This window comes from Vibrio nomapromontoriensis (genome assembly GCF_050337205.1).
GTDB lineage: Bacteria > Pseudomonadota > Gammaproteobacteria > Enterobacterales > Vibrionaceae > Vibrio > Vibrio nomapromontoriensis.
Genome location: NZ_JAKJSS010000007.1, coordinates 434,251 through 454,211 on the forward strand (window position 1 = coordinate 434,251; position 19,961 = coordinate 454,211).

At 44.6% G+C, this 19,961-nt stretch carries 20 protein-coding genes and 1 pseudogene; 9 read left to right on the forward strand and 12 right to left on the reverse strand.

The window, feature by feature from the left end; all coding sequences use genetic code 11:
* The first annotated feature begins 1 nt into the window (after nt 1).
* Genes L4D05_RS06040 through L4D05_RS06060 form a run of 5 tightly spaced genes read left to right on the forward strand, consistent with a single transcriptional unit; the run spans nt 2 to nt 4,647 of the window.
* Complete coding sequence (locus L4D05_RS06040) at nt 2–1,669, forward strand: TolC family protein (RefSeq protein WP_428793335.1); 1,668 nt, start codon at nt 2–4, stop codon at nt 1,667–1,669.
* Entirely contained in the window at nt 1,669–1,872 is a 204-nt protein-coding gene (locus L4D05_RS06045; protein WP_428751079.1) for a DUF1656 domain-containing protein, read from the forward strand. Before L4D05_RS06040 ends, L4D05_RS06045 begins: the two co-directional genes overlap by 1 nt.
* A 25-nt stretch (nt 1,873–1,897) precedes the next feature.
* Nucleotides 1,898–2,818, forward strand: coding sequence for an HlyD family secretion protein (locus L4D05_RS06050; RefSeq protein ID WP_428793336.1), 921 nt, complete (start codon nt 1,898–1,900; stop codon nt 2,816–2,818).
* A gap of 19 nt (nt 2,819–2,837) precedes the next feature.
* Nucleotides 2,838–3,530 carry a potassium channel family protein gene (locus L4D05_RS06055; RefSeq protein WP_428751081.1) on the forward strand — a complete coding sequence of 231 codons (693 nt, stop codon included), beginning with the start codon at nt 2,838–2,840 and terminating at the stop codon, nt 3,528–3,530.
* Nucleotides 3,523–4,647: an AI-2E family transporter gene (locus L4D05_RS06060; protein WP_428751082.1), complete on the forward strand. Its 1,125-nt coding sequence runs from the start codon at nt 3,523–3,525 to the stop codon at nt 4,645–4,647. The genes L4D05_RS06055 and L4D05_RS06060 overlap by 8 nt, the downstream gene beginning before the upstream one ends.
* A 131-nt stretch (nt 4,648–4,778) precedes the next feature.
* Here L4D05_RS06060 and trhO read toward each other — a convergent pair whose 3' ends face one another.
* From trhO to L4D05_RS06075, 3 genes and pseudogenes are all read right to left on the reverse strand, one after another.
* Nucleotides 4,779–5,759: an oxygen-dependent tRNA uridine(34) hydroxylase TrhO gene (trhO, locus tag L4D05_RS06065; RefSeq protein ID WP_428793337.1), complete on the reverse strand. Its 981-nt coding sequence runs from the start codon at nt 5,757–5,759 to the stop codon at nt 4,779–4,781.
* Between the two features lie 149 nt (nt 5,760–5,908).
* Nucleotides 5,909–6,388, reverse strand: coding sequence for a LysE family translocator (locus tag L4D05_RS06070; protein WP_428793338.1), 480 nt, complete (start codon nt 6,386–6,388; stop codon nt 5,909–5,911).
* A gap of 189 nt (nt 6,389–6,577) precedes the next feature.
* A pseudogene (locus L4D05_RS06075) lies at nt 6,578–7,536 on the reverse strand (transposase).
* A 410-nt stretch (nt 7,537–7,946) separates the two neighbouring features.
* Here L4D05_RS06075 and L4D05_RS06080 point away from each other — a divergent pair.
* From L4D05_RS06080 to L4D05_RS06090, 3 genes are all read left to right on the forward strand, one after another.
* A complete protein-coding gene (locus L4D05_RS06080; RefSeq protein WP_428793339.1) occupies nt 7,947–8,720 on the forward strand; it encodes a hypothetical protein in 774 nt (257 codons plus the stop codon).
* A gap of 655 nt (nt 8,721–9,375) precedes the next feature.
* A complete protein-coding gene (locus L4D05_RS06085) occupies nt 9,376–11,040 on the forward strand; it encodes a DUF1800 domain-containing protein (RefSeq protein ID WP_428793340.1) in 1,665 nt (554 codons plus the stop codon).
* Nucleotides 11,037–12,347: a DUF1501 domain-containing protein gene (locus L4D05_RS06090; protein ID WP_428793341.1), complete on the forward strand. Its 1,311-nt coding sequence runs from the start codon at nt 11,037–11,039 to the stop codon at nt 12,345–12,347. Before L4D05_RS06085 ends, L4D05_RS06090 begins: the two co-directional genes overlap by 4 nt.
* Nucleotides 12,348–12,417: 70 nt before the next feature.
* Here the strand turns inward: L4D05_RS06090 and L4D05_RS06095 are convergent, their stop codons facing one another.
* The gene (locus L4D05_RS06095; protein WP_428793342.1) at nt 12,418–12,819 is read right to left on the reverse strand and encodes a DUF1801 domain-containing protein; all 402 of its coding nucleotides are present in this window, start codon (nt 12,817–12,819) and stop codon (nt 12,418–12,420) included.
* A gap of 107 nt (nt 12,820–12,926) precedes the next feature.
* Between L4D05_RS06095 and L4D05_RS06100 the strand changes: the two genes are divergently transcribed.
* Nucleotides 12,927–13,346: a BLUF domain-containing protein gene (locus L4D05_RS06100; RefSeq protein ID WP_428793343.1), complete on the forward strand. Its 420-nt coding sequence runs from the start codon at nt 12,927–12,929 to the stop codon at nt 13,344–13,346.
* Nucleotides 13,347–13,467: 121 nt separating this feature from the next.
* Here L4D05_RS06100 and L4D05_RS06105 read toward each other — a convergent pair whose 3' ends face one another.
* The 8 genes from L4D05_RS06105 to L4D05_RS06140 all read right to left on the reverse strand — a co-directional run bounded on the left by L4D05_RS06105 (nt 13,468) and on the right by L4D05_RS06140 (nt 19,959).
* Nucleotides 13,468–13,842, reverse strand: coding sequence for a DUF805 domain-containing protein (locus L4D05_RS06105; RefSeq protein WP_428793344.1), 375 nt, complete (start codon nt 13,840–13,842; stop codon nt 13,468–13,470).
* A gap of 188 nt (nt 13,843–14,030) precedes the next feature.
* Nucleotides 14,031–14,435 carry a GFA family protein gene (locus tag L4D05_RS06110; protein WP_428793345.1) on the reverse strand — a complete coding sequence of 135 codons (405 nt, stop codon included), beginning with the start codon at nt 14,433–14,435 and terminating at the stop codon, nt 14,031–14,033.
* Nucleotides 14,436–14,590: 155 nt separating this feature from the next.
* Nucleotides 14,591–15,058: an OsmC family protein gene (locus L4D05_RS06115; protein WP_428793346.1), complete on the reverse strand. Its 468-nt coding sequence runs from the start codon at nt 15,056–15,058 to the stop codon at nt 14,591–14,593.
* A gap of 350 nt (nt 15,059–15,408) precedes the next feature.
* Nucleotides 15,409–15,891 carry a response regulator gene (locus L4D05_RS06120; protein ID WP_428793347.1) on the reverse strand — a complete coding sequence of 161 codons (483 nt, stop codon included), beginning with the start codon at nt 15,889–15,891 and terminating at the stop codon, nt 15,409–15,411.
* Nucleotides 15,878–17,203 (reverse strand): ATP-binding protein, encoded by a 1,326-nt coding sequence (locus L4D05_RS06125; RefSeq protein WP_428793348.1) that lies wholly within the window; start codon nt 17,201–17,203, stop codon nt 15,878–15,880. The genes L4D05_RS06120 and L4D05_RS06125 overlap by 14 nt, the downstream gene beginning before the upstream one ends.
* A 5-nt stretch (nt 17,204–17,208) precedes the next feature.
* Entirely contained in the window at nt 17,209–18,627 is a 1,419-nt protein-coding gene (locus L4D05_RS06130; RefSeq protein ID WP_428751897.1) for an SLC13 family permease, read from the reverse strand.
* A 262-nt stretch (nt 18,628–18,889) separates the two neighbouring features.
* The gene (locus L4D05_RS06135; protein ID WP_428751895.1) at nt 18,890–19,363 is read right to left on the reverse strand and encodes a DUF2947 domain-containing protein; all 474 of its coding nucleotides are present in this window, start codon (nt 19,361–19,363) and stop codon (nt 18,890–18,892) included.
* An 8-nt stretch (nt 19,364–19,371) separates the two neighbouring features.
* Entirely contained in the window at nt 19,372–19,959 is a 588-nt protein-coding gene (locus tag L4D05_RS06140; RefSeq protein WP_428751893.1) for an HD domain-containing protein, read from the reverse strand.
* Nucleotides 19,960–19,961 lie beyond the last annotated feature (2 nt).

The window sequence follows — 19,961 nt, forward strand, 5'->3', positions numbered from 1 at the left end:
GATGAACTTAGCTAATCTTCGCTCCTATGGGTTGGTTTTAACGACGATATTACTATCAGCCTGCACCACGGTGGGCCCCGATTTCCAACGACAATCTGAGTCGGCGGTATTACCAAGCCAATGGACTCAGCAACAAGTCAATGCCGATAGTCAGTCGACTGCACTTTGGTGGCAGCAATTTAACGATCCCATACTCAACACTTTAATTACTCAGGCCTCTCAACAAAACCTTGATGTTGAAGCGGCGGGATTGCGTATCCTACAAGCACGATCCGTACTAGGTATCGCGGATGGGTTTCGCTACCCACAAGTGCAAGCCCTATCGGGAAACTTAGCCTACGCTTATCAGAACAATCATTCCTTCAACAATGCTGCTCTAACCTTTGATGCAGGATGGGAAATGGATGTATGGGGAAAATATGCGCGAGGAATTGAATCCGCGCAAGCGAGCTATTACGCTTCCGTCGCATCCTATAACGATATACTGGTAACCATTACCTCGGAAGTCGCCCGTAACTACATCAACTATCGGACGTTCCAAGAACGTATTCTATTATCGCAACGTAATATCGAAATCCAACAGCGCGTCGTCAATATCACTCGCGTTCAATTTGAATCGGGCAATGTCACTGAACTCGACGTTCAACAAGCCCAAAATCAATTATTCACTACCATGGCGGCGCTCCCTAGCCTGAAAGTTGCGATGCTCCAAGCCAAAAATGCGCTCGCGGTATTACTTGGCACCTTACCTGAACATGTCGAGCCGATGCTTCACAATGATGAGAGCAAGCTCACTCGTAATGAACAACAATTTCAATCAACCGGCAAAAAAGTCTCGGCACGTGAAAGTGATATTCAATCTATGGTTCCCAGTACCCTGCCCCTTGAACCTAGCATTAATGCCAGTTTGATTTTAAGACGACCAGATTTACAAGTAGCAGAGCTACAGGCCCATGCTCAAAGTGCTCAAATCGGCGTTGCGGAAGCAGCGCTCTACCCTAGTTTTTCATTATTTGGCTCCATTGGCGTCAATAGCACGACACCAACAGGCAGCAGCTTTAGTTTTAGCGACTCACTAATGCTTGTGGCGGGCCCTAGTTTTAGTTGGAATATTTTCCAATACGGCCGGATTAAAAATAACGTCCGCTTTGAAGATGCACGCTTCCAAGAAACCCTGACCAACTACAACAAAAAAGTGCTGCAAGCCGTGCAAGAAGTCACCAATGCCCTTGACGCGTACCAGTTATATCAACAACAGCAGGCATTGCGTTTGCAATCTGTCAATGCCTCTATTCGAGCGTTCAATATTTCGATGACGCAATATGAAAATGGTCAAATTTCCTTTGAACGACTGCTTAGCTCTCTAGAAAAGATGACTCGTAGTGAAGACAGTTATGCGCAAATCAAAGGAAACGTGGCGAATCAGGTAGTAGCGCTATACAAATCATTAGGCGGTGGCTGGCAGGTTAACTCCGGTAAACCCTTTATTTCTAACGATCTCGTGGAAACAATGACTCAGCGGTCTGATTGGGGAGGAGCCCTATCTGAAGACGCGGTTACGTTACCAGCAAGTTCACAACCCCGCGCAAGCGGTGCGATAGATTCGTCTTCTGCTAACCAAGAGGCATCGTCTCAGGCTACGCCACTTGCTAATAAGGAGCCGCACTAATGCCTCACGAACTCGCATGGGGAGACATTTATTTCTCCCCGTTATTACTGGTTCTCATCTTAGCACTCGTGGCAACTTGGGTAACCGTTATCGTACTGAACAAAACAAAATTATCGCGGTTTGTCGCATTCCCATCCCTGACATTTTTGGCACTTTTAGTGATGTATGTCGTGGCTATTGATGGTCTTTACTTAAGGTTCTAGGTCAAATAAGGTTCTAGGTCGAATTATGAAAAAAACAGTTGTTGTGGTAGTGAACCTCGTTGTCATCGGCTTCGCCGTTTGGCTCGGCTATGCCAAATTCCAAGAGTATTTTAACAACCCTTGGACCCGCGATGGACAAGTCCGAGCCAATGTCATCAAAGTGGCTCCACGTGTGTCAGGGCCCATCATTCACGTCGCCATACGAGATAATCAGGCAGTATCGCAAGGTGACTTACTCTTCGAAATTGATGATGAACCCTATCTAGTGACGCTGTCACAGTCAGAGGTGGCACTTCAGAAAGCTATCGTCAGTGCCAGAGGGAAAAAGATCGAATATGACAGACTGCTTGATATACGAAAAAAAGATAAAGGCGCGGTATCGCACAAAGATCTGACGCGTCGTGAAATCGCTTATGAAGAAGCCCAACTACAAATCAAAGCAGCAGAGGAAAACGTTCGCTCCGCGAAGCTTAATCTCAGCTACACAAAAGTCTATGCCAGTGTTGACGGGCTTATTTCAAATTTAGACATTCGAGATGGAACCCAAGCCGTTGCCAATCAGCCCCTTGTTGCACTTATCGACAGTAACAGCTTTTGGGTATTTGGATTTTTTAGAGAAAACCAACTCAGCGGAATTCACCCTGGCGATGAAGCAAAAGTCACGCTCATGTCTCATCCTGATACTCCCATCCCCGCTACTGTGGACTCGATTGGCTGGGGGATTGCACCTACTGACGGTACCGTTGGGTATAACTTGCTTCCCAATGTTAACCCCGTATTTCAGTGGATTCGCTTAGCACAAAGAATACCAGTAAGAGTCACCTTAAACGAACTGCCTGAAGGAATTAAATTGCGGTTTGGCTTAAGTGCGTCCGTCATGGTTATGCAAGACGCCAACAGCAATGACAACACCAATGGCAGAAGTAGTGACAACACGTCGAACTAAATTATCACAGGAATGAGCCATGCAAAGAAAACTCGGGCGACGGATAAAAAACATCAACGACGGTAATAATTTTTTCTATCTTACCTTGTCTTTGATTGCGCTATTAATTAGTGCCTCCCTTGCTGAAGTCGTGGGCGAAGGCGTCATCGACCACATATTACAAGGCTTCATTATTTGGACCTTTGTTGTTTGCCTCGCTAGCCTTAGGTTTGACCGTAAGTGGTTTCGCTTTCTCGCTTTCCTCACCGCCGTCTGGGTTGCTGTTCTGATCCTAAAAAGCGTGTTAAATATCCGGCATATGGATCTCGCGATGCTGGCACTGACCTTCGCTTTTTTCTTTGCGACTTTTCAGTCCACCGCTAAGCAAGTTCTATTTCACGGTAACGTGAATGCAAATAAAGTGATCGGTTCTATCGCATTATTTCTTTTACTTGGGCTAATGTGGGCTATCGTTTATTTATTGATCCTTGAATTTTCTCCTACCGCGTTTACGGGCATGACAGCCTTAACTTGGGGAGATAACTTTTCAAACGCGGCGTATTTTAGTTTTGTAACACTAACAACCTTGGGGTATGGCGACATCAGTCCAACCACGCCATTTGCTCAGGTTGTCGTATATTTAGAAGCAATCACTGGCGTATTTTATATGGCTATTGTGGTGTCAAGTTTAGTGAGTGCCAACATCGAGCACAGGGAACATAAAAATGGATAAACAAATAGAGCAACGCCAAAGTAAACTCTTCATCAACAATATGGTGGAGTCTGCCATCAGAATCGGATTACTGATTCTACTCATTACCTTTACCTATGGCATTATTAAGCCGTTTATTATTCCCGTATTGTGGGGGGCGATTATCGCCGTCGCATTATTACCGTTAACCAAACGGCTTGAAAAAACGTATGGCGGAAAACGCGGATTGGCTGCAACATCTGTCGCTCTTATTGGTATAGGAATACTCGTGGTTCCCTTCGCGCTCGTCTCAGGATCCTTGTATGAAGGGGTCGCCCATACGACGGAAGTGCTTCAAAGTGGTGAAATCAAAATACCGGGGCCAACGGCTAAAATCGCAGAAATCCCCGTCATTGGCGACAAGCTCTACAGTATATGGAATCTGTTTTCGACCAATTTAGAGAAAGGCATTCAACAGTTCTTACCTGAGATTAAAGGGTTTTTAGGTGCGATTGCCTCAATATTAGGTGGGGCACTGACGAGCTTGGTGATGTTTATTATTTCCCTCGCGATTGCAGGTGGCTTCATGGCACACGCTGAAAAAATCTCCGGGGCACTAGAAACCGTCGCGGTACGAGCGGTCGGAAAAAAAGCCGAGCAATGGGCTAACTTAATGGCGGCGACTATTCGCAGTGTGCTACTAGGGGTGGTTGGTGTCGCATTCATTCAAGCGGTGATCATCGGCGCTGCGATGTTTGTGTTTAAGGTTCCTGCTGCGGGTCTATTAACACTGGCGATCTTAATACTCTGTATTGCCCAATTACCCGCCCTTCTTATCGTCGCCCCTGTCATCTTTTATGTCTATTCGACTGGTGATGGCACCAGTACCACACTCTTTACTATCTGGGCCTTGGCAGGTGGATTATCGGATAACTTCCTAAAACCTATGTTGATGGGCCGTGGTGTCGACGTGCCAATGCCGGTTATTTTGATTGGTGCCATTGGGGGGATGTTATTTGCAGGGATTATTGGCTTGTTCTTAGGGGCAATCGTACTGGCTATTTGGTATGAGTTGTTTTTGTTCTGGTTAGATTACGAAGTGGAAGACGAAAGTAAACCCGAAATCAACGAAGATACATCATCTCAAGAGTCTTCCTAAACCCGTAACCGAGTAACCTAACAAGCACACACCTTCGAGTTTGAAATAGGCAGAAGGTAAATAGAAGGGAGCAGACTACTGTCTTGCTCCCTTTTATTGGTCATTAATAATGCCGGTATGGCGTACTTAGCTTACTTTCCCGAGCGTTGCTGCGCCTTTATCGCGCGCTTTTGTTTTTTACGTTGCTCAATTAACTGGGCAGCGTCTCCCCCAACGTGAGTTTCACCTCGAGCATTGGAGAGCTGAACTTGTTTTTCTCGCTCACGAAAACGCGCTTTTTGCTCGGCGCTGTGTTTGTCCACACATTTTGGACAACTCACCCCTTGCTCAAAATGTTCAGACGCTTGATCTTCGACGGTAATTGGTAAGCGACAAGCGTTACATACGTCATAACCACTTTTTTCCAGCTGGTGATTCACCGCAACTCGTCCGTCGAACACGTAGCAGTCGCCTTCCCACATACTGTCTTGTTCAGGCACATCTTCTAAATACTTAAGAATACCGCCTTCGAGATGATAGACTTCTTCAAAGCCTTGCTCTTTCATATACGCGGTGGATTTTTCGCAACGGATCCCTCCCGTGCAGAACATCGCCACTTTCTTGTGTTTTGTGGGGTCTAGGTTATCAGCAACGTATTGAGGGAACTGCCTAAACGTTTCCGTATTTGGGTTAACGGCATTTTTGAAAGTACCAATATCCACTTCATAGTCATTGCGAGTATCCACCAGCAAAACGTCTGGATCAGAAATCAGTTCATTCCAATCTTTCGGTTTTACATAGGTACCCACGACATTGAGCGGATCAATCCCTTCCACGCCCATCGTCACGATTTCTTTCTTCAGTTTCACTTTCGTGCGGTTAAACGGCTGCGTGTCACTAAACGACTCTTTATACACGACATCCTTTAATCGAGAATCTTGTTGAAACCAATGGAGCAACGCATCGATTGATTGGCGTTTACCTGCAACGGTGCCATTAATACCTTCGCTCGCCAACAACAGCGTTCCACGAATAGCGTTTTTGGTGAGTATTTCGGTGAGTGGCTGACGAATTTCTTGGTAGTCTTTAAGCGTGACAAACTTATATAGCGCACATACAACATATTGAGACATGGTTTTTCCTTCTGCGTGCTGGAACGTAAATCCAGAGCGTGCCTTGTTCGGCTTTGAGTATCACGCGAAGTATAACCAAGCATTACAATGACAAAAACCAACCAAAAATAGGGCTATATAACGTTATTATTAGTATGGTTTAGGTGTTCCTAGCTGATTTCCTGCGTAATCTCCACCAGCACGGGATAGACCGATAGCACGAGTAGCCCCGACATAGCGAAATTAAACCACTTGCGACGCTTCGGGCTATTGAGAATGTTTTTCAGTAGTGAGCCAAACGCCAACCATAGGCCGACACATGGAAAGGAAACCACAAAAAACGTTGTGGCTATCATCATGTTCTGAGCTAGGAAACTCGTACCAGCAGTGGTAAACGCAGCAATCGCCCCTGTGGCGACCACCCATGCTTTGGCGTTGAACCATTGAAATATTGCGCCTTTCATAAAGGATAAAGGCTGATTTTGATGGTCCGAATGAATAGAAGAAGAGGAGCTTGCAATCAGATAAGCGAGATATAGTAAGTAAAGCACCCCAACACACTTAATTATAAAATGGAGATTGGGGAATAGCTCAAAGAGTTGTGAAAATCCGACGCCAACAAGTAACAGAATCCTATAAAGGACACACACTTAAAAAGAAATCAAAAGCACTCCCCTATCCAAAGAAGCAATTAACTGCATACTTTAGCTTTCTTCAATCTATTTTGGTAAAGCTGCCTAGTTTCTTAAAATACGTTACTTATGTTTTGGAGTTGGGCGAACGGCAGTATCCAGAATGTTCACTGGCCTATGTTAATGAATAGTGATGAATGGCGGTGCTTATTCTAGTTGATAGATTTGCATCTTTCGTTTATTAAGGACAACCTTAGCTTGGGCTGCATTTAGGCGACATCCAACGGCTGTCGAACGTGTTTTTTCTAATCCAGTACATACCGTTAACCAACTCTTTTGATTGAAATTCAAGCGCGCCAAAATAGCGGGTTGATTATCAACCATACTGGCTTTGTCTTCGCGAAATAGACGTGCAGTCCAGTCGACTAACTTAATGTAGTCGATGAGCCGAAATGGAATGCCATCTAGCATTTTATTCGTCGGATTGCCGATAAAAGGGTGTAGACATGGGGCTGTCGCTAAGTTTTTATCCAGCGCATCGATTCTGGCTTTTATCGAAGTAAACTCCGACATTTCAGGGGTTTTGGCAATGCCGCCCGAATAGGGTTCAAGTCGACATAAGCCATTGCGGCGGCAAGTGCTTTTTCATCTAGTAGCGCTTGGCTTTTGAAGCGGCTTTCCCAAAAGTGCCCGGTACAGTTATCTTCTCTGTTCGCCCTACACGCAATGTCGTAATTGAGCTCTTTCATGAACCAACTTAAGTTCCACAGCCTTTCTCGCCATATTTCAATGAGTTCAATACACTTGTCTTCTTCTGCTCGGTGAGTGAGTTGCTTATTCTGCCAACGCTCTATGAGTACGGGCAATTTATGTTCACGCCCCCAATGCTCGGCCACTTCATGCAGTGACAATGCTAGCGCCTTGTTTTTATTGATATGAAGTACCAAGTGGTAGTGATTACTCATGATGGCGTAAGCGCATACATCGATACAGTATACGTCTGTGAGAGCGTGAATTTTTCGCTCTATCCACTCTCTTCGATGTTCGTAGCTAGTGTTAGTGAGCGGGTCTTCCCCGCACAAAAAGCTACGCCTCACGCAACGTGATACGCAGTGGTAATACGAAGTCGCATCAACGGAAATAAGCTGTTTCTTGGCTGTTGTCAAAATGAGCTCCGCTATGAAGGTTTTAAGTAACTTAGCAGTTCTCTTTTAATGGAATTGTTGGTGAGTCGGCGAATTGGACAAAATCAAACTAATTTCATACTTTTGGTGTGTGTCCTTTTTATCTTGCTAAAAGACAGTGAATACTGAACACATTCTTGGCGAGGTCAACGCCAATAGTTTGAATGGTGGACATAGTCACCTCCAGTTCTTCAGCGTGTACCGAGTAAGTATGGCACGCAGAGTGTCAGGTAGAGGGAGTCCATATCATTCGTTGAGCGGATTACTTGAGGTATAGCAAAATCTCTAATGTAGTGGCCAGATTCACTATGCCACTACAAGCTTCACTCTTGTGGAAACCCATCATTTTTATGCCATTAGAATCAATGTAAGATGATTGGCGGAGGTTTATTATGGGAAAATTCACGTTAAACATTGATGTTGAGTCGATGTATGGAATCGATAACAAAGATGGTTTAGTTATTGATCGAGAGGGAAAAATATTTCAAGAAACAGAAGCTATATACTCTGTTGGAAAGTGTGTATACGAACATATCTGTGACTTACAAAAAGAAGAAGCTGATCAATGTTCTGGCATTAATGAGTTTATTGAAGAGAAAGGAAGTTTCATTGCAGAGGTGTATAAGAGACTAATTTTACAGTTATCAGATCATGGCAACTTTATTCTATCTTTTCCTGATGGTAGAGAGCTTGGTGGCTCGGACCTGAGAGAGCATGTCTGTACATCTTCGTTTGACGATATTATACATATGGGACTGTGCCTTGAAGATGCTCTAGCCAACGAAATGGAAATTCGTGTGATTCCATGGCATAAATCAGGTGTTCATGCAGTTATGTTTTTCTGGGAAGTGAACCGTTCTTTCGATGAATACTTTCAATATCATGAGTCAGCCACAATGATGGAAATTCTCAATGATTGCTGGCTACATCGTGAAAAGATGAGCAACGTAATATTCGCTGATGCAGTTAGAAAAGAGAATGCTAGGAAAGCGGCAAGGAGTCGTCATGCAGAAACGGACTCTATGAAAGATGAAGTTTTGAAAATTTACGATGAAAACAAGGCTGAGTATAAATCAGTAGCAGATGCGGCGAGAAAATTGTCTCGGGTAGTGCCTGTAACGGATAGAACCATTGATAAATGGATACGGCAAAACACTAGATCTTAATTTGTCTATACATCGAGCATGCAGAACGTACATTTTGCTTGCTCGTCGTACAGTGTACTCGTAAACGGCATTTATCAAGTATGAACAGACGATAAAATGAGCGTACCTACTTCAAATAAGGAATGCGATATGCTCATTTTCAAGTATCAAAGTATAAAAGCCACACTCTATATCCGAGTTAATATATCTTTTATCGTTCAGGTAGTTATCGTGGCAAGCTCTTTTTTTTCTTTATGAAAGGCAATAACAAACACTGAAAGTTTGATCTAGTGGAATCTCACACCTCAAAATGAGTATGGTCTTACACTCGTCATTAGATTAGATTTGGTAGGGAAAAGGCTCGCTACAAAACAATGTGTAGAGTATTTGCTCTAACGCGTTTTGGGGCAAAAGCGAGTTAAACAATAACGGGTGTGACTTTGTGATCACCAAGAAATTCTGTAAACATTGTGAGTAGGCTCCTTGCTTCAAAGAAGTGACGAATTGTTGGGCTAGATGGGTATGCGTATATTGTATTTAACGATATGGCTTGGCTAACTTTGCTACCGCTTTAGCAAATTTGAACCCGTCGCACAGTTTATACTGGGTTAGATTGCTGCAAATCATGATCTTCGTTAGTGTGCGGCGACATCATCTACAGAATAAGGTTTCTGAGTTGTCTTCTGTTTTAAAGCGCTGTGCCTTCAAATTGACTGCATGCTTCCTTGGCCTTTCATTGCTTTCGGCATGTGGCGGAGAAGGCGATAATGGTTCGGGCAATGTTTCCCCCGAGCCGATCCCCCTGACACAAGATCAGCGTTATGACCTTCTCTATCGCTCGACATTTGGTCCTAAACCGGACTCCTATCAAGAACTCGCAACGTTAGGTTATGTCACTTGGCTCAATCAGCAATTTTCTATGGTGCCAAGCTTGCACTTAACACGTCTTAAAGAGTACCCACTAGAAGGTGCTGGCGACAGTTACAACCAATCGGATCGTGCGGCCGTGTGGTGGGACCTTAGCCTGAATGCCCCAGATCAACTAAGACAGCGTGTCGCGTTTGCACTAAGTGAAATATTCGTGATTTCACGATATGGCGCTAGCTTGAATGGTCGAGCCTTAGAGATGACGGACTACTACGACATGCTCATCACCCATGCTTTTGGCAATTATCGTGATTTGATCGAATCAGTGACGCTTCATGCCGCGATGGGTGATTACTTGTCAATGATGGCTAACCAAAAGGCGGCTCCAGAGAGTAATCGCTACCCTGATGAAAACTATGCACGTGAAGTGATGCAATTATTTAGCATCGGGCTTTATGAACTCAACCCAGATGGCACCGAAAAACTTGATAACCAAGGGCAACGGATCCCAACGTACTCACAAGACGACATTGAAAACCTTGCGCGCGTATTTACCGGTTGGCACATCGCCGAAAAAAACCAACCGAATTGGGGATCTAAAGACGGGAATTGGTTCTTACCCATGGTGGCATATCCTGACCGTCATGATGATGAAGAAAAAGTGGTAATGGGAGAAGTGTTTGCACAAGGGCAAACCGCGGAACAAGATATGGCACAAGCCATGGATATGTTGCTTAATCACTCGAACACCGCTCCATTGATCAGTAAGCATCTTATCCAAAGGTTGGTCACATCGAACCCCTCGCCCGCTTATGTTGCACGGGTTAGTGCACTATTTGCCGATAATGGTAAGGGAGTAAGGGGGGATCTTAAAGCCGTGATCCGTGGTGTTCTCACTGATAGCGAGGCTCTGAGCGGCGGTGATCGTTCACCTGCTAAGATGAAAGAGCCATTAATCGCAATGACCAATTTTTTCCGCGCCTTAGAGGCTAAATCCGCCGATCCTTCAGGTCGTTTTCACAACTCTATTGGCACGTTTGGTTCATATGGACAATCTCCGCTTGGATCGCCAAGCGTGTTCAATTTTTTCTCTCCAGATTACGCTCCAATTGGCGAAATTTCGGCGGCAAGTGACGTTGCACCAGAGTTTGAGATACTCAGCTGGAACAACTTTATACTCACCAATAATCAGCTTTGGTCCGCGACGGGCAGAACCGATTATGAGGGAGAAGATAACCCGACTCGTATTGTCATCAATACCGCACCTCTAGAAGCGATAGCCAACGATCACACAGCATTGATTGAAGAGATTGAACGGCGCCTGCTTTCTAAAAGAATGAGTGAGCCGCTGCGAGCCATCGTATTAGAAGGGTTAGACGATCTTCGTGATACCCAGCAGAGTTTAAAGGTTCGCAATGCACTCTATATTGTTGTGACGAGCCAAGAGTTTCATATAGAGGAGCTTGCCCAATGATTTCTCGTCGTCAACTTTTAGCGGCAATGGCCTCGACACCGCTTGTCTCGATGATGGGTACTGGCTCTGCACATGCCCTACCAAATAATGATTATAAAGCCCTGGTTTGTGTGTTTTTGTTTGGCGGGAATGATGGCTTTAACATGTTAGTACCCAACGACAATGCACACTATGATGAGTACGCTGCTGCCCGTCCAGATATTGCCCTCCCGCAAGCCTCATTATTGCCATTGTCGTTGAATACGGGGTCAGACCTGACATTAGGTTTACATCCATCAATGACAGGTGTTCAAAGTCTTTTCGACAGTGGCAAAATGATCGCCATTGCGAATAGTGGTGTGCTGATAGAGCCTTCAACGAAAACGGGTTTGCAAGATGGAACGCACGCGATGCCACCGTTTCTATTTTCCCACAACTCACAACAAACGGAGTGGCAGCGTGGCTGGTCTGGCAGTCCCACAACGTTAGGCTGGGCAGGACGCTTGATGGATGTGCTCAGTAGCGATACAGACGCCATTAGCCCGACGTTTAGTCTTAATGGCTATACGCAGCTACTAAATGGCAGCGATCATAGTGCTAACCTTATTAATGCATCATCACTGCCTAAAGTGAATGCTGTTAGTAATAGTTTGCGCCGTAAGAGCTTTGATCAAGTCATGAGTCTATCCCCGCAGACGGCGTTTGGAAGAGAGTTTGATCGCGTAAAGGGAGATTCGATTTCTATACGCGACAAGCTAGCAGCAGCGATTGAATCGGTTCCGGAAGAAGGCCATTTTCCTGATATTTCTTTAAGTCATCAACTCCATACCGTCGCGCGATTGATCAAGTCGAGCGATCAACTTATGCATCAAAAACAAGTCTACTTTGTCGGCTTAGGTGGCTTTGACACACACGCGAACCAATTGGATACTCATACACAATTACTGAGTGCTTTGAGCCAGTCGCTTGCCGCGTTCAATCAGTCTATGGAAGCATCAGGGCTGGGCGACAAAGTGACCACAATGACGATGTCTGATTTTGGGCGACGCTTAGCGAGCAATGGTGCCGGAACTGACCATGGCTGGGCAAGCAATCACCTAGTGATGGGCGGCGCGCTAAATAGTGGACAGTTATACGGGCAGTGGCCATCGTTAATCCTTGATGGCGAAAATGATTTCAATAAAGGACGAATGATCCCAACGACTTCTGTTGAGCAAATTGGTGCCACCATCGCGAAATGGATGGGCGTGAGGAGTGATAGTGCGATGGCGCATATCTTTCCCAATTTAGCGAATTTCTCGGTACAAGATTTGGGGTTCTTGAAATAGTTGAATCTGAATGTGCATCAGAGCTGCCTGTACCACAAACCGTCTAGTGCTGACGGTTAACTACTGGTGCTCAACTTGCTCCAAGTAAAGGCATGTGTTTTATTCTTTGATAGGTCATCGCCAAAGCGATACAGTGCTTAATTTCGCTTTCAGGAAATGGTTGAGTCATCGATAACACGATGGTTCTATTGCCTTGAAACTCAAGTACGTCACTATATAACTCACGAAATGTGTCGACTAATTGCGTGTTGCAGTTGAAATACAGGTAGTAGTTATTCGGCGTCTTTAACTTCCAATCCATTCTAATTGGGCTGCCCGATTGAACACGGTAACTAGGCTCGCCCCATTTCAGCGTTTCTTCCACGTCACCTAAATCTAACGCCTTCGCACACTGAAAAATGAGCGATCTTAAATCAAGAAGTGACCGTCGAACATCACTTGGATAATCATTAAATTTGTTTATCACTTCCATCGTCTTGCTCCCCTCTCTGCTCAACAGTCAACGTTGCGTAAGTTCGCAATTTAGGCCACATCGATTATATTTATGAATACCCTTGGATAGAAATCAAAGTGGCCGCTATGTTCTTAACTCGATTAATTTATGTCAGTACACTATCAAAGAATTGTGATTCAAATGCTATAGGAGACATCCTTTCACAATCCCGTGAGCACAACAAAAAATCTCATATCACCGGACTACTGAGCCACAATCAAACCTATTTTCTGCAGTGTTTAGAAGGATCGAGAGACGCCATAAACGACACCTATCACCATATTTTAAATGACCAACGGCACAGTAATGTCAGCATACTTTATTTCAAAGAAATCGACTGTCGCTCATTTGGGGACTGCTCTATGGGTGACATACCACAATCGCATTTAACCACGCTATTAAAGCTGCAATTTTCAGGTTCAGAACACTTTAACCCCTATGAAATGTCAGGAGAAAGCGCCTACCTTATGCTTTTAGAGCTCAAAAAAAACTTGCCGTCGGAATAATCGTCAAATCCGTTCGTTACTGTGCTGATAACGTTTATGCTACCCGTCATAACTCAACAGTGGCTGCGCAGTAACTTACGCAGCTCCCCATGCAACAAGCCGCTTCTAACCTAGTCACTGACTATAACTTCGCCGACAACTTAGGGTTACTCCCGTAGACATTTTCGGCGTTTTCGCTGTCTAAAACTAAGAAATACAACATAACGAAAAAACCAATAATTGGAATAAAGTAAAGCAACATCCACCAGCCAGTACGACCTGTATCATGTAAACGACGAGCGGTGACTGATAGGCTTGGTAATATAATTAATAATGTAAAAATACCGCTCAGAATACCAATTTCTTCAGATGCGCTGTACCAACCGAGTGCATAATCAATCATGGTTAGAGGAAGTGAAATCAAAATACTAATTGCCACAAAGTACCAATACTCTTTACGTCGTGCGCGACCACTAAACTCTATCGGCCGTTTTAAAACAGAAATGAACCAATTCATGTAACCTCCTAACCATAAATACTTTCATCATCGAGCGCACTTGCACCGCTCTATTAATTACAAAACCTACTGATCACGCAAACTCCGCCGTAAAACACACAGCGCGACACAATACAAATAAAGCCCGTCAACATAACGAAGTCAAATTGGTAGTCACGAATATTCGGACTTTAACCACTTAAACTTTGTTAACCCAATGACCTATCCGCAGGGTGGTTAACACCATCATTAGTGGCCACCTCACCCAAATCAAAAGGGTTCACGCCCAATAAACACCCAACATTAAAACCATACTCTGTTGGGTCTGAGCGTCTTTGATGGTGAGTATAAATGCCACAATTAGAACAAAAATAATGCTTAGCGGTACCGGTATTAAATTGGTAAAGCTTAAGGAATTGTTGACCTTTTAGTACACGAATGCCGTCTAGCTTTACTGAGGCGACAATCGCCCCTTTCCTTCGACAGATCGAACAATCACAACGTCTTGGCTTGTCTATGCCATTGGGTAAGTGCAACTCCAGTTCAACGGCACCACAATGACAACGAGCCCTGTGATTAGTGTCTATGATTGTGTCGCCAACTTGTTTAATCATAACGACTCCCTTTATTCTACACAGTGAGCTCAGTGATAAACATTAAGCTCAATATCAAACAGTACGATAATTTTAATTGCCGCACATAAGCAACGAAATACTCGAAGACGATGTCGAACAATATGACGCCCAGTACAACGACAATAAATAGCGGACTACTCGATGATTTTAGTTGTTACGAGTGTCGTAACAGAATTGGCAATAAAGCAATTTTCATGGGACAAATGGTGCATTTTTTGTAACTGCGCCATCGTAGGGATACGCTTTCCGGAAAACTTAACATGAGGGTGCAGCACCACCTTGGTTACCGCGAGTTTTCCCGATTCATTTTCACCAAGAGTACCGATAGCTTTGTCAGTGTAACTGTCTATCACGTAGTTGCGCTTCGCGGCGATAGAAAGAAATACCAGCATATGACAACTCGACAAAGCGGCAATAAACGCTTCTTCAGGATCAACATGTTCTTCTATGGAAAGAGGTAACGGCACCACATGAGGAGATGGCGATGCCAACACTCTCGCTCCACCATCAAACTCCCAACTATGCCCTCGGCTATACTGGTTGTCGTGGAAGACTTCTCCTTCGCCTCGTGTCCAACTGACCACTGCGTAATGTTCCGACATATCATCCTCCTGATTTCGATGTAGATATCCCTAATGGTATTCAATGCGCGTCTTGTGTCTAATTTTTATTGCCTATGGGTAGAAGCTTTTATTGATGATGCTAGAAACGTCTGTTGATAAGAGTAGAGGCTTCCATTTTACTTCACGCCCTAGCATAGATGATGCAACAATAAAAATCTGTCATTAAGAGTATTAACCATGTCGCATATCGTAACAATCGGAGAGTGCCCACTATGAGTGCATAACATGAAGACAAACATGAGTAAAAGACAAAGTAGAGTTGCAGGTTAAACTTAATACCCGACAATCATATCGGGTATTAAGAGTAAATGTCGTACGAGTGCTTGACTTTAAAATGATGAACTAAGCCTTGCTAATACTACCTGCTGATCTAATTCTTCATGATAAGGTTGGTAGTCTAAGCCACTGTCAAATATATAGTGCGTCACTAAAGTGCGAACGCAATCCGTTAGCGCATCGGCATTCCATGGCTTTTCAAAGTAATGGCTTACCCCCGCTGTATTAATGGCGGTAATGGTGTCTGAGTGTGTGGCCTGCCCTGTTAACAGCACTTTTTTCGTCCATTTAAACCGGCTATCTTGTGAAATACTCGTCAGTAGTTCCACCCCCGTCATGCCTGGCATTACGTGGTCAGAAATAATGACCGCCACGTGTTCACCTTCTGCATCTAAATCATCCAGCAGGTCTAACACCTCCGCGCCGGACTCACAATCTTCGATATTTAACCAGCTAGACAAGCGCTCTAAGTCCTGAACAACAGCACCCAGTACCTCTCGCTGGTCATCCACACAAATAATATTAAGCTTCTCCATTTGCTTCTCCTACTGGTAATTTGACTCGGAAAATAGTTTGTTCTGGACTGCTTTTCACCACAATCGTGCCGCTATTCTCACTCACAATACGTTTAACAATCGATAACCCCAGCCCTAATCCAAAACTGAGACCACCTTTTTTAGTGGTGAAGTTAGGCTGGAATATTTTTCTTCGAATGGATTCATCTATTTCAGGTCCATTATTAGCAATGGTGACCAAAATTCGCTGATTCACCCAACGGGTTTGAATCTCTATTTCTGGTGCAACGGTTGTATGCATAGCGTCACAGGCATTTTTAATAATGTTGCTCCAAATCTGCACATACTCCGTTGAAGCGCCCTTAATTAATGGCAAGCTCGCCGGACGCATCCTCACTGACACAAGACGTAAATCACTTTGTAGCAAAGACAGGGCTTTGTTAATGGTGTCATTAATATCAATCAATTCGTCTTGCTCACTGTCGGTACGCCCTAACTGTTTGACCGACTTTACAATGCCGACGGTGTGGCGTGCCGCGAGTCTAAGATCGTGAAGATCGCGCCCTAGTTCCCAATACTTTATCGCTTGCTCCGGTCTATCTAGCCACTGTTGTGGTAGCGTCGCAGTACCTAGCGCTTTTGCAAGTCGCTTCGCCAGTGAACGATCAAGTTTGTATGCACTTTCGATCTGCTTGGCGATCTTTCTCGCCTCGCTAGACGACGTCCATTGCCCTTGCATCAGGCCTAAGTCGAAATATTGGCTCGATTCTGGATGCGCTTCTTCTAGTAACTGAATAAGCTCACTCTGTAAATGGTCAGTCTTACTGCTGACCACACCAATGGCATTATTAAGCTCATGGGCAATGCCTGCTGCGAGTTGCCCTAGCGTGGTCATTTGTTCAGCTGTGTGCAGCCGCTGCAGCACCTTTTCTTTGGCAATTGCTTCTTGGGTTGCACGACGCTGACGCCGAGATAGCTCATTCACGATCACTGGCATAAACTGCGCACTGAGCGGACCTAGCTCTTCCGGCCTGATCGCTGGTGTGTTTTTATCTATCCACGCCAGTTTGACTTGCGTTTTTGCCTTAACAGTTGACGACGCAGTCCACGTGCCAGAAAAGAAACTGTGTACGCCAATAAAAGCCCCACTTGATGCGGTGAATAATTTGGTCAGGTTGCCATCTTCCTCTCGTTCATCAAACCCTTCCAGCTCACCACTTTGCACATAGTACAGTCGGTCATTATGACCGTGCTGACGTAATACGACATCGCCAGCCATCATCGTCACTTGTCGCGTGGGTTCTGAAAAATAATGTCTTACCAGCTTATCCATATGGGTTATCCAATATGTCCTACCGCATGCAACAGCCAAACGAGCACAAAACTTAATAACACGCCGACGACGCCAAGAATGACGCCAACTTTCGCCATTTGATTACTTTGTACATTGCCCGTAGCGTGCGCCAAGGCATTAGGCGGTGTACTAATCGGTAACGACATGCCCAATGACGCCGCGAACGTCACAACCAAAATCAAGGTAATTTCGCCGCCAAGTGGCGCGAGCGATACCATAGACGCGCCTAACGCCGCCATAATTGGCATCAGTAAGTTTGCGGTTGCGGTATGCGACATGAAGTTGGCCATGATGAGACACAAGAATGCAGCGCCAAATAGCACGACGTAAGGTGAGTACGCATCGAAAGGGATGCTATGCACCACTAATCGAGCTAATCCGGTTTTGTCTAAAGCTAAGCCAAGCGCAATCCCGCCGGATACCAGCCAAAGTACATCCCACGAGATACGTTTGAGATCTTCTTTATTAATGATACCTGTTAGTGAGAACACCGCTACAGGAATAAGCGCTACGGTATAAGAGTTCATGCCATGCGTTGAGCCCATCAACCATAGGATAATGGTGCCAGCGAAAGTAATGTACACCATGATCGCTTTTGGCGTTTTTAGAAACTTACCTTTGATCGCCAGCTCTATTTTTTTCTGCTCAGCACCATAAAGTGTATTAATCAACACCCAAGCCAGAGCCATCATCACCACTACAAATGGCACACCAAATGCCATCCACTCACCAAAACTAATGTAGTTTTCACCCACTAGATATTTTAGTGCTATTGCGTTTGGTGGTGTGCCAATAGGCGTACCAATACCACCAATATTCGCGGCGACTGGGATACACAAAGCAAACGCGATGCGTCCGGGATCTTTAGGCCCAAATAACGCAATCACCGGCGTCAAAATAGACAGCATCATCGCGGTGGTCGCTGTATTTGACATAAACATAGAAAAAACACCCGTAATTAACATCAAACCGAGCATCACATATTTAGGGTCGGTACCAAACGGTTTCAGCAATACCCTTGCAAGGTTGACGTCTAAACGATATTTCGTCGCTGCCATCGCGAGGAAGAACCCGCCAAGAAACAGCATAATGATCGGGCTTGCAAACGTCGCCATGATCTCTTCATATCGCAACAAGGTACCGAAGTGCGCTTCACCTTCTGCGGCACGAAACCAATACATGCCTTTATTCGATAGCATGAGAAGTTCCAATACGATAATAACCACAGACGTTGCATAAATTGGGATAGGCTCAAACACCCAACATAGTGCAGCTAATAAAAATATCGCGATGACGCGCTGCTGAATAATCGTCAATCCGTCGAAAGGAAATGCAGAGAGAGGCAAAAGTAATACGATCAGTGGAACTAAGATCGGAATAATGTATTTGAGATAGTGGCGCATAACATGGCTCGTCCTGAGAAATAGCTACAAATAGTTTTGCTAATAGTGAATAAAAAAATGATTTACTGAGAGCAGTATCACGTTGTTATGCAAGAGCATACTTAGCGTAAGATCAAAGACTTGGCATTTAACTGAGTTACTTTTTTGGAATGTGAGTTAAGTCTATTTTGCGCACAAAAAAGCCTGCAGAGATGCAGGCTTCATTTACTCATTCCATTTATTAGCTATCAGTATTTAACTATCGGCATTTAACTATTAGCATTTAACTTCGGCGACCGAGTCTAACGGTGCCTTTGGTTGAGAACCATAGCGATTCCTGCCTACGACGCCCTAACAAAATCGGACCATCATCGTAAAACAAAAAGTTCTTCCAATACTTTTTGAAAATCGACCACTTGGTTTCAATCACATTGTATTTTTCATAACAAAAATACACCGTCACGTCGTCTTGCCAGTCAATAAATTCCGCCACCGCTTCTGGCAATGCGTTGTCATCGGCTTCCCATGCTTTCATCCAATCGACACTTTCTTGCCAGTTGCTGTCTTTCATTGGCCAGTCCTGAGAGGACATACGCTCAGCATCGGGGCTTTGTGCACTGATATTTTCTTTCCAAAACTGTGCTGCACGTGCTTGCGTCATCGGTTTGATGAAAGGCCAATCACTTTCTGGTACAGGCATAGATTGATGAGTGAAAATCCATTTTCTTTGGTATTCATCCAAAGTCGTGTACGACATTCAGTCTCCTAGTGTTTTAACCAGCCGTTCTCTACGGCTTCTTCTATCAGCGATTGTGCTTTATCCCACAGCACTTGTGAACCTTTTTCTATCTTCTGGTTCACCTTCATGACTTGTTCCTTCGACACATCGTTTTCTAACCAGCTTTGACCTTGATTATGATAGTTCAACAGCATCGGAATTAACCGGTCGAGTGCCTTGGCAAATTTAGCCTCTGGGCTTTCTGCCGCTTCAAACTCCTGCCAAATCGAAAACAACTCGTCGCCTTGTTCTTGCGGTAGCATAGCAAACAGCCGATTTGCCGCCGCTAGCTCTTTTTGTTCTTGTTCTAATGATGCGGCAACATCGTAGACAAAAGTATCACCCGCGTCGATTTCCACCATGTCATGCAGTAACAGCATTTTCACCACGACAGCAATATCTACGGGTTCGTTAGCATGCTCTTCTAATAACAACGCCATCATCGCCACGTGCCAACTGTGTTCCGCACTATTTTCAAAGCGACCAGCTGAACTTTTTATTCGAGTTCGGCGCAATACGCTTTTAAGCTTGTCCAATTCCATTAGTAATGTGAGTTGCTGTTCAAGACGCTTCATTA